Annotated in this window: 10 protein-coding genes; 4 read left to right on the top strand and 6 right to left on the bottom strand. The window is 37.1% G+C overall.

The window, feature by feature from the left end; genetic code table 11:
* The first annotated feature begins 8 nt into the window (after window positions 1-8).
* Together BXY75_RS01615 and BXY75_RS01610 are read left to right on the top strand one after the other, a co-directional pair.
* Entirely contained in the window at window positions 9-707 is a 699-nt protein-coding gene (locus tag BXY75_RS01615) for a CoA transferase subunit A (protein ID WP_121905949.1), read from the top strand.
* A gap of 93 nt (window positions 708-800) precedes the next feature.
* Window positions 801-1,454 (top strand): CoA transferase subunit B, encoded by a 654-nt coding sequence (locus BXY75_RS01610; RefSeq protein ID WP_121905948.1) that lies wholly within the window; start codon window positions 801-803, stop codon window positions 1,452-1,454.
* A gap of 613 nt (window positions 1,455-2,067) precedes the next feature.
* Here BXY75_RS01610 and BXY75_RS01605 read toward each other — a convergent pair.
* Window positions 2,068-3,756, bottom strand: coding sequence for an ABC transporter ATP-binding protein (locus tag BXY75_RS01605; RefSeq protein ID WP_121905947.1), 1,689 nt, complete (start codon window positions 3,754-3,756; stop codon window positions 2,068-2,070).
* 206 nt (window positions 3,757-3,962) lie between these two features.
* On the opposite strand from BXY75_RS01605, the gene BXY75_RS01600 reads away from it, so the two are divergent.
* On the top strand, window positions 3,963-7,763 hold the full coding sequence (locus tag BXY75_RS01600; protein WP_121905946.1) for a M4 family metallopeptidase: 3,801 nt from the start codon (window positions 3,963-3,965) through the stop codon (window positions 7,761-7,763).
* 98 nt (window positions 7,764-7,861) lie between these two features.
* On the opposite strand, the gene BXY75_RS01595 is transcribed toward BXY75_RS01600, so the two are convergent.
* Both BXY75_RS01595 and BXY75_RS01590 read right to left on the bottom strand, forming a co-directional pair.
* On the bottom strand, window positions 7,862-8,569 hold the full coding sequence (locus BXY75_RS01595; RefSeq protein ID WP_121905945.1) for a 3'-5' exonuclease: 708 nt from the start codon (window positions 8,567-8,569) through the stop codon (window positions 7,862-7,864).
* A 51-nt stretch (window positions 8,570-8,620) separates the two neighbouring features.
* Window positions 8,621-9,772, bottom strand: coding sequence for a serine hydrolase domain-containing protein (locus tag BXY75_RS01590; protein ID WP_121905944.1), 1,152 nt, complete (start codon window positions 9,770-9,772; stop codon window positions 8,621-8,623).
* A 76-nt stretch (window positions 9,773-9,848) separates the two neighbouring features.
* Between BXY75_RS01590 and BXY75_RS01585 the strand changes: the two genes are divergently transcribed.
* The gene (locus BXY75_RS01585; RefSeq protein WP_121905943.1) at window positions 9,849-10,676 is read left to right on the top strand and encodes a hypothetical protein; all 828 of its coding nucleotides are present in this window, start codon (window positions 9,849-9,851) and stop codon (window positions 10,674-10,676) included.
* A gap of 6 nt (window positions 10,677-10,682) precedes the next feature.
* On the opposite strand, the gene BXY75_RS01580 is transcribed toward BXY75_RS01585, so the two are convergent.
* From BXY75_RS01580 to BXY75_RS01570, 3 genes are all read right to left on the bottom strand, one after another.
* Window positions 10,683-11,156, bottom strand: a complete 474-nt coding sequence (locus tag BXY75_RS01580) for a methylated-DNA--[protein]-cysteine S-methyltransferase (RefSeq protein ID WP_121905942.1) — start codon at window positions 11,154-11,156, stop codon at window positions 10,683-10,685.
* Complete coding sequence (locus tag BXY75_RS01575; RefSeq protein ID WP_121905941.1) at window positions 11,156-12,247, bottom strand: CNNM domain-containing protein; 1,092 nt, start codon at window positions 12,245-12,247, stop codon at window positions 11,156-11,158. Before BXY75_RS01575 ends, BXY75_RS01580 begins: the two co-directional genes overlap by 1 nt.
* 103 nt (window positions 12,248-12,350) lie before the next feature.
* Window positions 12,351-12,821: a hypothetical protein gene (locus tag BXY75_RS01570; RefSeq protein ID WP_121905940.1), complete on the bottom strand. Its 471-nt coding sequence runs from the start codon at window positions 12,819-12,821 to the stop codon at window positions 12,351-12,353.
* Window positions 12,822-12,916: the final 95 nt, after the last annotated feature.

Genomic DNA, 12,916 nt, shown 5'->3' with positions numbered 1-12,916 from the left:
ATAAGAATATGATTAATAAAACAGTTGCGAATGTAACGGAAGCCTGTAAAGGGATAAAGGACGGGATGACATTTATGTTGGGAGGTTTTGGGTTAAGTGGAATACCAGAAAATGCAATCGCCGAATTAGTTCGCTTGAATGTAAAAGGAGTGACTTGTATTTCAAATAATGCCGGAGTGGATAATTTCGGACTAGGGCAATTGCTTCAGAAGCATCAAATCAAAAAAATGATCTCTTCCTATGTAGGAGAAAATGCTGAGTTTGAAAGACAGATGTTAACTGGAGAGCTTGATGTTGAATTAATTCCGCAGGGAACACTTGCTCAAAGATGTCAGGCTGCTCAAAGTGGAATTCCGGCATTTTATACACCAGCTGGCTACGGAACTGAAGTTGGAGAAGGAAAAGAATCCAGAGAGTTTCATGGAAAAATGCATTTACTTGAAAAGGCTTTCGAAGCAGATTTTGCTTTTGTGAAGGCATGGAAAGGTGATGAAGCTGGTAATTTAATCTTCAAAGGAACCGCGAGAAATTTTAACCCTAATATGTGTGGTGCAGCGAAAGTTACTGTTGCTGAGGTAGAAGAATTAGTGCCTGCAGGAACATTGGATCCAAATCAAATACATATTCCCGGAATATTTGTTCAGCGTATTTTTCAAGGAGAGAAATATGAGAAGAGAATTGAACAGTTAACGGTTAGAAAGAAGTAATTTGAAAATGAGCTAATTTGATAATGGAGTTTAGCACATTGAATCAGAAAAATTTCAAATCACCGAATAGAATAATTTTCAAATTAATAATCTATGTTATCGAAAGAACAAATAGCACAGCGAATTGCACAAGAGGTAAAAGACGGCTACTACGTTAATCTTGGTATTGGTATACCGACGCTTGTCGCCAATTTCGTACGTGATGATATAAAAGTAGAGTTCCAAAGTGAAAACGGAATCTTAGGAATGGGCCCGTTTCCTTTTGAAGGGGAAGAAGATCCAGACCTTATTAATGCCGGAAAACAAACAATTACTGCTTTGCCCGGAGCCTCCTTCTTCGATTCTGCTACTAGCTTTGCAATGATTCGTGGTCAACATGTGGATCTTACAATTCTTGGTGCGATGGAAGTATCCCAGAATGGCGATATAGCCAACTGGAAAATTCCGGGTAAGATGGTAAAAGGAATGGGAGGGGCTATGGATCTGGTTGCTTCTGCAGAAAATATTATTGTGGCAATGATGCATACCAACAGAGCGGGAGAATCGAAACTATTAAAACAATGTAGCTTGCCATTGACTGGAGTTAACTGCGTAAAAAAAATAGTTTCAAACTTAGCCGTTCTTGAAATAACAAATGGGAAGTTTAAATTATTGGAACGAGCACCTGGAGTTAGTGTGGAAGAAATTGATGCTGCTACCGAAGGAGAACTAATAATTGATGGTGATATTCCTGAAATGACTTTTTAATGCCTCAACTCATTACTATAGTATTTTAAAAGCAGCTTGAAAAAGGCTGCTTTTTTTATTTTCTATCTTCTCAATTTTCTTCATTCCAATTGTATTTATCTGGTCATTTTTTACAAATTTTCTGCCATTTTTGTAAATATTTGAGCATCAAACTTTTAGTTTTTAGTCTATTTATTGTAGGAAAAAGCCTTCGATGTTTGTTATAATGTTAAAATATTGTGTACTTCATCGAATTTAAGGGTATTTAATCGTGAATAACTGAAAATGCGTTTTATATTAGCAGTCCCAAGTTTACCTAACTAACCTATCTTATGAAAAATATTAGTTTGACATTTAAAAATACAGTGCGGCTTCTGAAAAACGTAATGTATGTTGCTAAAAAGGTTTTTTTATTGATTTAATTTTTTCAGAGTTAATTACCCCCCGAATCTGCTACGATACAGATAAAGGTTAGCCCGTTCTTTGTGAGGTTAGAACGGGCTTTTTTATGTCCAAATTTTCGAAATAAGAAAGCCTATCTACTTTCGCATACTTTTGTATACCACTTAGCAAACTTGAATTGTCCCTTAAAAATATTTTTGGAATTTGGAATTTTACTTTTTGGAATTTCTCTCTATATTCCTTTTGGAATCGCATCTATAAGTTTTCTTGTATACTCCTTAGTAGGGTTGGCATATATCTCATCTGCATCCCCAATCTCCTCAATTTTACCGGCATTCATGACCAGTAATTGATCTGCCATAAACTTCACCACAGCTAAATCATGAGAAATAAAAATATACGTAAATCCGAAATCCTCTTTTAGTTCATTCAGCAAGTTGAGTACCTGAGCTTGCACCGAAATATCAAGTGCCGAAACCGATTCGTCACAAATTACAAGCTTTGGTTCCATAACAATCGTCCTTGCTATTCCCACCCTTTGTCTTTGGCCGCCCGACAATTCATGTGGATATCTATAAAAATAAGTTTCATCTAAACCCACACGATTTAAAATAGCAAGCGCCTTTTCTTTCCGATCTTTTCTTGTTCTCAAAATGTTGTGAACCTTCATAGGTTCGATTAGTGCTTCCCCAATAATTAACCGTGGATTAAGCGAAGAATAAGGGTCCTGAAAAATTAATTGAATTTCCTTTCGAAGTGATCTTATCTCTGAACCTGATAATTTTGTAAGTTCCTTGCCTCTGTATTTTATACTTCCGGTGGTTGCTTTTTCTAATTGTAAGATTACCTTCCCTAATGTTGATTTCCCGCAACCTGATTCTCCTACCAGACCCATGGTTTCTCCTTCAAATACCCTAAAACTTACATCATTAACGGCTTTAACTGTACTTTTTTTTGTAAATAATCCAGCTGAGCTAAAATATTCCTTTTCTAAATTATGAACCTCTAATAAAGGAAGCTGAGTGTACATTTTTTTGTGTTTGGCAGCTCTTTGTCCTTCACTAACTTCCACAGATTTAAACGAATTATCCGCAATTGAAGCGATAGTTGGCAACTTTTCAAGACGCTTTCCCAAGGTTGGTCTGGATGCTAGAAGTGCCTTTGTATATTCGTTTTCCGGACTTTTAAAAAGCTTCTCTACAGAACCCGATTCAACAATATCACCTTTATACATTACAAGAACCCGATCTGCAATTTCAGAAACTAAACTAAGATCATGTGAGATAAAGAGAAGACTCATTCCTGTCTCCGATTGAAGTTCTTTAAGAAGTAAGAGAATCTCCTTTTGAACAGTTACATCCAAAGCGGTAGTTGGTTCATCTGCAATTAATAATTTAGGCTTACAGGCAATCGCCATAGCAATCATTACGCGCTGCATTTGTCCGCCACTAATCTGATGAGGATAGCTTCGGAAAATTTCCCGAGGACGAGGTAATTTTACTTTTTCAAACAGAAGTAGTGTTTCTTTTTTAGCTTCGGAAGAAGATAGTTTTAAATGTTTCTGAAGAATTTCGGATACTTGAAACCCACAGCGAAGCGACGGATTTAAAGCACTCATTGGCTCCTGAAAAATCATGGCTATTTCTTTACCTCGTATGGTCTCAAGCAATTTATTATCTGCCGTAACCAAATCTTTGTCTTCATAGATTATTTCTCCCTTGATTTTAGCAGTTTTCTTCGGAAGTAGTCCCATTATAGCCATGGAAGTCACTGATTTACCAGAACCGGATTCTCCAACAACTCCGACTATTTCATTAGAGAAGATTTCAAAAGAAATATCATGAATAACATCGATACTCTTTTTTTTATTTCCGAAGGAAATATTCAAACCTGAAACTTCCAAAATCAACTTTTTCTCCATGTAGTCAAAGATAGGTTTAAATTTTTTTCGAAATGAAATATTTGCTTAACCTACCGATTATATAGGGCTAATAGAAATTGACTGAAAAATTCACAATATTTTGTTAATAATTTTAACGCAAAAAAATTGATAATGTAAAAAAATAGCTCTTTTTTAGTCAAGTTTTTAAAAACACAAACCTAATTTTTAACAAATCTTACTTTATTATGAAAAAAAATAACAACGTGATTTTTCTAATTTCACTGTCTATTTTGATGTTCTTTTCGGGAATTTCCCAAGTTGATGCTCAAAATAAACCAGATGAACAGAAAAATGTCAAGGAGCCACCAAGTTTATTGATATTTGACGAAGCCAAATCTTATTCTCTTCAAAATTCAAACGTACTCCTACAAGAAGTTTTATCTCCCTCTCCCCAAACTTCATTTACAACAATTAAACAAGAACAAGATCAACTAGGATTCACCCACCAAAAACTCCAACAATATTATAGTGGTGTAAAGGTTGAATTCGGAACCCTTATACTCCATGCCAAAAGTGGCAAAGTAGAATCATTGAGTTCGGAATACTATTCAATAAACGAAGATTTTGATGTAAGTCCTGGAATAAGCAATACAACAGCGTTTAACAAAGCTGTAGCGCATATTGGAGCCCAGCACTATATGTGGGAGTATTCTGATGCAGCAGCTGAAATGGACAATTACCAAAAACCAGCAGGTGAATTGGTTATTCTTCCTGATTTCAATAGTGGTAGAGACGTAGAACATATCAACTCCTATAAGCTAGCTTATAAGTTCGATATATTTGCAACCAGCCCTATGAGCCGCGGAATCCTATACATCGATGCTAATAACGGTCAGGCATTATTTTACAACGCTATCATAAAACATGCTTCAACTTTTGGACATGTTGGCGAAGCACCGGCAATGGTAGAAACAGAAGCTGAATACTGTAATCGTATTGAGAATAGTGAAGCTATGGCTTTTGTAAGCGGAACCGCAGCCACAAGATATAGTGGAAGTCGTACAATTGAGACTGCCTTAAGCGGGAGTAATTATATTTTAAGTGATGCAGGTAGAAAAGTGTATACGCGTGATGCTTTACATCAAGCTCCTGGAAATACCTATCCGTATGTTTCGAACTATCAACAGTTCACAGACAATGATAATAATTGGACTACTGCAGAGCATAGTGCAAATAAAGACAATGCTGCACTGGATGCACATTGGGGCGCAATGATGACATTCGATTACTGGCAAACAAAGCATAGTAGAAATAGCTACGATGGCAATGGTGCACAAATAAGAAGTTATGTGCATGTTGATAATAACTATGATAATGCATTCTGGAATGGTTCAGTGATGTCTTATGGAGATGGATCTTCAAACGGAAATGAAGGAAATGGTAATTTCGATGCTTTGACCTCTATTGATGTTGCTGCCCATGAAATTGGACATGCAGTTACAACTTTTACCGCAGATCTAGCTTATCAGAGAGAATCTGGTGGACTAAATGAAGGCTTCTCCGATATTTGGGGAGCAGCTGTAGAGCATTTTGCAAAAGGTAATGGTAGTGATACAAGTCCTTCGGCAGCTGTTTGGTTAATTGGTGATGAAATTGACAGAAGAAGTGGATCTTCTGCTTTACGCTCAATGAGCAATCCAAATTCGAAAAGCCAACCAGATACTTATGGCGGATCTTTCTGGCAAAATCCAAATTGTGGTACGCCAACACAGAATAATGATTACTGTGGTGTACATACTAACTCCGGTGTTTTAAACTATTGGTTTTATCTATCTGTAGTTGGAGGATCAGGAACAAACGATATTGGTAATGCATTTAGTGTTTCAGGAATTGGAATGACTAAATCTGCAGCAATATCGTATCGTACATTAAACAACTATTTAAGTTCGAATTCAACTTTTGCAAATGCTAGAACTGGAGCAATTCAGTCTGCAATCGATCTTTATGGTGCCGGTGGTGCCGAAGAGATTGCTGTTACCAATGCATGGCATGCAGTTGGTGTAGGAGCTGCCTATGGAGGCGGTGGTGGAAGTAATTATTGTGCTTCAGCAAGTACCAACACTAACGACGAATATATTAGTCGTGTACAGTTAGGTACCATTAACAATGCTTCCGGAGCCCAGTTTTATTCAGACTTTACAAGTATTTCAACAGATTTAATTGAAGGACAATCTTATACTGTTACTGTAACTCCAACCTGGACTGGAACTGCTTACGCAGAAGGTTATGCAGTTTGGATTGATTATAACGGTGATAATGACTTTGGTGATGCAGGTGAATTGGTTTGGTCAAAAGCGGCTTCAACAAATACACCAAATAGCGGAACATTTACCGTACCGGCAGGTACTGTTGGTGATGCAACGAGAATGCGTGTTTCTATGAAATACAATGCAATTCCAACTTCTTGTGAATCCTTTACCTATGGTGAAGTTGAAGACTACACTGTGAATTTAGGCGGAGTGGCTCCTGATACTCAGGCTCCTTCCGTTCCTACATCATTAGCAGCTTCAGGAGTAACTGATAATACAGTAAATCTTGCATGGAATGCCTCTACAGATAATGTTGGAGTAACAGGATATGATGTATATCAAGGAGCTTCAAACTTAGGAACCGTAACCGGAACGACTGCACAAATAACCGGATTGACTGCCGGTACTGCATATTCTTTCAGAGTTAGAGCAAAAGATGCTGCTGGAAATGTTTCAGGATATAGTAATACTGTAAACGTAACTACAACCGGTGGCGGTGGTGGTAGCGGATGTGCGGGAGGAATTTCTTCTTTCCCATATTCTGAAAGCTTCGAAAGTGGTTTAGGAGCATGGACTCAATCTACAGCCGATGATATTAATTGGACTAGAGATTCGGGTGGAACTCCGTCAAGTAATACTGGGCCAACCACAGGCGCACAGGGATCATGGTATATGTATGTGGAAGCATCTTCACCAAACTACCCTAGTAAGCGTGCAATTTTAAACTCTCCTTGTTTCGACTTAGGTTCTGAATCGGCAGCGACACTTACATTTGGATATCATATGTATGGTGCAGCGGATATGGGAAGTATCGCGTTAGAAGCAAGTAACGATAACGGTGGATCATGGACAAGTTTATGGAGCCAATCTGGTAATAAAGGTAACGCTTGGTTAACTGCAACGATTGATATGTCTGCTTATGTTGGCGGAAGCGTACAATTGCGATTTAATCGTCTAACAGGATCAACATGGCAGGCAGATATTGCTATCGATAATGTAAATCTAAGCACCGGTGGTGGTGGTGGAACTCCTCCAACTGGATATTGTGCATCGAATGGTAATAGTACTTCAGATGAGTATATCCAACGTGTACAACTTGGAAGCATTAATAATGTAACTGGAGCTTCATCTGTTGGATATGGTAACTTTACTGCACTTTCTACCAATTTAAGCGGTAGTAACACAATTACTATAACCCCGGCTTGGACTGGAACAGTTTATTCTGAAGGCTATGCCGTTTGGATAGATTATAACCGTGATGGTGACTTTGGGGATTCTGGAGAACTTGTTTATTCAAGATCTGCTAGCACAGCAACTTCGGTTTCCGGAACATTTACAGTACCTGGAAGTGCTTCAGCAGGACCTACAAGAATGCGTGTTTCTATGAAGTATAATGGAATTCCAACTTCTTGCGAATCGTTCAGTTATGGAGAAGTAGAAGATTATATCGTTGTTCTAGGTGGAAGTAACCCAATTATGGGAATCACAGGAGACGTATTCTCTTCTAGTAATTCGGTTTTAAGTATTTATCCAAACCCTGTGAAAGGAGCTGTTTTAAATGCAGAACTTACTGGGACAACTGCAACAGATTATATCATATTTAATATGATTGGACAAGTGGTTGCTAAAGGAGCATTTACTAATACAATTGATGTTTCTCTATTGCAAAGTGGTATTTATATGATTCAAGTAAATGCAGACAACGAAAAATTTGTTGAACGCTTTATTATGGAATAATAATTTATTCTCATAACAAATAGTAAAGCCCACTCGATCGAGTGGGCTTTATTTATTTAGATTGAGGAGTAACAGGACTTTCAATTCAATTATTCAAATCAAATTCGAATTTCACCTTTGGTTAATAATGCTTCATTCCGAAGCTTTAAAAATATTTGTGCTACCGTAATTGTGTCCTTTTCGCAATATAATACGATTCGAGCGATGTTTTTTTCTTTATAATACACCTCTCCAACCTGACTTCCATCTATATCATCTTTAGGCGATGGAATGCCCAATACATAGGCCATTAGCTTCAGAGAAGTGAAAGTTTTGTAATCCCCAAATTTCCATAATTCCATGGTGTCCAGATGCGGAACTTCCCAAGGTTTTTTTCCGAAGAGATCTAACTTAAATGGCACATCAATGCCATTAATGATCATTCTTCTAGTGATATATGGAAAGTCGAATTCCTTGCCGTTATGAGCACATAACAGATGTTGAGATTTATTAAATTGAGTTTGAAGTAGGCTTTTAATATCCCTTAAAATTTTAAGTTCATCTCCATAAAAGCTAATCACTTGAAAACGTCTTTTTTCTTCTGAAATCTTGAAGTATCCTACCGAAATACAAACTATTTTTCCAAATTCTGCCCAGATTCCTGCCCTCTCGTAGAAAGTTTCGGGACTGATATCCTTGCGTTGGTAAAGTGTTTTTTGTTCCCACAGAAATTTTGCAGTATCGTCGAGCTCCTCGAAGTTTTCAAATTGAGGAACGGTTTCTATATCCAGGAAAAGGATATCCTCCAGTTTCATTTTATGTATCATCGCCTAAGTAATGGAGGGAGCCGATAATTAAAGTTACAAAAAATCGACGACTTAGTCTGGCAGCATATTGTAAACCTCTTCTACGTAGGTGTAAAAATCGGAAGTAAAAGGTGTTCCGGTTTTATCACCTCTGTTATGCCCAAGGCGTACAATGATGAGATTGTCCTCCGGGATTGTAATTACATATTGTCCTAGAATCCCTCGCATAACAAAAATCTTCTTCTCCAAATAGTCACTTAACCAAAACCCGTAACCATATTGCGGACTTTCTTCAAATCTTGGATACACAGAAGTCGCCACGAAGCTAGAGTCTAAAAGCCGCTGCCTATTCCATTTTCCATTGTCTTTGTAAAGCTTTCCGAAGCGCGCAAAATCCCTTGCATTACTCGCGATGCAACAATAGCTTTTTACCAATCGATTTACCTTATCATCCACCTGCCAAAGCGCCGGGTTTTCTGCTCCCATAGGTTGCCAGAAACTTTCAGAAAGATATTTTGCTAAGGGCTTTTGTATTGCTTTTTGAATTACCATCCCAAGTAGTTCGGTATTTCCACTGAGGTATTTATAATGTTTACCAGGTGTATCGACCACCTTTAAATTTAAAATTGTTTCAGCCAGATCGTTATCGTAGTACGATCGTGCTGTGACGCTAAACGGACTCTTATAAGACTCGTCCCAATTTAGCCCTGAAGCCATTGAAGAAAGATCACCAACTGTCATTCCGCTATTTGCAAATTGAGGATAAAAGTCGGAGACTGGTTGCTCTAAACTATTTATAAACCCATCATGTATAGCCTTCCCAAGAAGTGCAGAGGTGATACTCTTTGCCATCGAAAACGAATTTGTTTGAGAATCTTTACTGTAGTTTTCGGCATAATTTTCAAACCAGATGCTATCATTTTTAATAATCAGAAAGGCGATAGTCCCTAGTTTTTTATTTACTTCGGAAAGTGCCTCGGTAGCAACTACACTGTTGTAATTTTCATGAATTGGCCAGGGCTGCGGTAAGGTACTTGCCGGAATGTCTTCGTTTTCAAAATATGTATAATCATCAATAAAAGCGGTTATATGTCCTGTTAAATAGACTACTCGAACGCCTTTAAGGATATAGTTATAGTCGGTTAGATATAAAATTATTACTAACCCAAATGCTATAATAAGTACCCATTTAGAAGCTTTTTTAAGAGTTTTAAGAATTTTCATATATTGGGTTTGATTTAAGAAAGTTGGGAAAAATAATTCACTTCTGTTCTTTTTAAGATTAAAAACTATTTTTATTATGAAAATGAAAAATCGAATTGTTTGTATTTTAATCCTTTTCAGCTGTCTTACAGTATTTTCGCAGGGACATGGAAAGACAAAGATTAAAACTGAATCCGGCGGAATAGAGATTTACTTAAAGAACGGAACTATTGAAAAAGGAAACTTACTTAAATTAAAACATCCCTTTTTAAAACTATTAGATTCACGATCGGTAGAAGATCACCTTGGTTTAAATGCAGAAAACATTACTATTAAAAATGAAAATGGAGAGAAAAAAGTTATTCCGGCGGAAGATATTGCTTCCATTCGTGTAAAAGAGAAAGATAGTACTTATTCCAATTTTTACTATATGCCTTTAAAGACCGTTGATAAAAATTTTGAAGTTGTAGATGTTGAAAAAAAGGCGCTTTTACCAATGGTGTATGACGATAGAGTGAATGTTTTCATGTACAACGTATACTCCGATGAGGTAGGAAAGGCAAATGCTCATTATATGGGTTCAGTGGTTTATTTAAGTAAGGATGGAGAAGGTTATGCTATGAAAATGGGAGACATGAAAGGTGTTTCCGTGTTTAATATGAAGAAAGCGAAAAAGCGAATGACCATGGCAATTAAAGAGATCTTTAAGGATTGTCCGGCCACTATAGAGTATATTGAGGAAATGGAAGGTCAGGATCAGAAAGAATTTCGACAGGCGTTTTACTCTAAATTTCAGGAAGCACAAAGTGCCAGCAGTAAATTGTCTAAAGAAGACGGAACCTTGTATATGGATGAATTCTATTCAAATATAGTGCTGGCAGAATACATAAAAATGATCGACAATTATAACATGAATTGCCCCTAAGATTAGTTAAAACAACTCTCCTTGAGTTACAGGACTTTCATGAGCAAGCAACCATTTTTTACGATGTAAACCTCCGGCATAACCGGTAAGCGAGCCGTCACTCCCAATTACTCGATGACATGGGATGATAATTGAAATAGGGTTTTTTCCATTGGCTGAAGCAGCTGCGCGTATCACTTTGGGGTCGCCTAGTCTGTTAGCCATTTGTTGATACGATGATGTTTTCCCAAATGGGATTTGCTGCAATTCATTCCATACTCTTTTCTGAAACTCTGTTCCTTTTGGTGAAAGCTTCAGTTGAAACTCGCTTCGATTTCCTTCAAAGTATTCGGTGAGTTGTTTCACTGTTTCTTTTAATTCTGAAGGTATTTCCGATGAGAAACTTTCCGAAGAATCCATAAAAATAACGGCTAGTAATCCATCCTTATCACCGATTATTTCTACAATGCCAATCGGGCTATTTATATATGCTTTTTTCATTATTTTGAAGCTGTTTCATCGTCCTGCAATGCTATTCCCATTCGCTTTGCCCGTCGTTCCCAATTTTTGCGAGCCTGTACTTGCATATCTTCTATGGCATCACTTTCGTCCATAATTTCGAGACCGAGAAGGGTTTCAATAATATCTTCCATGGTGACGATTCCAATAGTGTTTCCAAATTCATCCACTACCAGCGCAATATGAGCTCTCTGCTGAATAAATTTATCAAAAAGCAGAGGAATAGGTGTTGTGTCCTGCACCATATTTAACTCCCGTTTTAAATCACTTAAGGGTTTGTCACCATGCTCTTCAACAATTTCTGCGAGCAGATCATCCTTAAGTATAAAGCCGGTAATGTTATGACTCCTGTCTTTGAATACCGGAATTCTTGAAAACTGTAAATTTTTATTCGATTCATAAAAGTTTTTCAAAGTTAAGGATTCGTCGGCACTCACGACTACGGGAAAAGGTGTCATTACGTTTTTAGCCATCACGGATCTAAAAACTAAAAGATTCTTAATAACCGCACTTTCGTTTTCGGCAAAAACCCCTTCCTTTTCTGCCGTATCAGTCATTGCAATAAATTCTTCTCTGCTAATTGTACTCACATGCGCAGATTTTCCAATTAACTTGGTGGTAAAAGTAAGCAGCCAAAGTATTCCGGTATATTTTAATGGGAAAATAATTACTTTTAATAGAAGCGCGGTAAAGGGTCCCAGTTTTTTCCAATAGGTAGCTCCAATTGTTTTTGGGATGATTTCAGACAGAACCAGAATTAACAGTGTCATTATGGAAGAAACGATTCCAACCATATTTATTCCTAAAACTTCAACTTTATATGGCAAACTTTCAGCTTGAACACCTACTAAGATGGCCCCAACTGTATGCGCGATCGTATTTAACGTAAGGATCGCGATCAGGGGTTGATCGATGTCTTTTTTGAAATTTGAGAGCGTTTTGGCGTAGCCTTTTCCTTCCTGTTTCTTCACTTTTAAAAAGGTAGGGGTAAAACTGAGCAAGGCAGCCTCAAGAATGGAACACAAAAAAGAAATGAAAATTGAAAGTAATGCGTAAATAAGTAATAAAGTCATCTCACGGTTTTAATTGAGGACTAAATTAAAGATTTAAAAACGGTTTTTAGGTAATGGAATGTTAATAACAAAAAAGGGCGGAATTTAATCCGCCCTTTTTTTCTTATGAAGCCTTAAGTAATGGCTTAATTAACTTCTCCCATTGCTCTGCTTTTTTAATACAGGCAAGAGGGTCTATATAAGGACCATCATCATTACTTTCATCGTAAAAAGAAATGTCTAATTTAGAATCTGGTTTAAGTAATTCGAGCCCTACCCAGTCGGTGGTGTTTTTTGAAAGTTTTATCGTTTTTACGCGACATTCTTTCAAAGACTGAAGGTCAATCACTTTAAAGTCTCTCTCAATATTTTTTCGATGAGACATGATGAGTTTTTTATGACCCTCGTCCATTCCAAGGATAAGATTCCCTGTTATATCAAAATTACTAACGGTTAATCCATTCTTTTTACAAATTTTTGTTACTTCTTTTTTGGCTTTTTTCTCTTTGCCTGTGGTCATTAATATGAGATATACAATAGGGGCTGCCACCAATAATATTAGGACGATATCGACCCATAGTGAACTTGTTTTCATGTTTTATATTTTTTCTGGTTAAACTTATTTTTCTGTTTTTCTGAAACAGCAATAGTCACCACTAGCTATGAAAGTGATGCTTGGCGTTATAAAAA

The organism is Ulvibacter antarcticus, from assembly GCF_003688405.1.
GTDB lineage: Bacteria > Bacteroidota > Bacteroidia > Flavobacteriales > Flavobacteriaceae > Ulvibacter > Ulvibacter antarcticus.
This window is presented reverse-complemented; position numbering and strand designations above follow the sequence as displayed.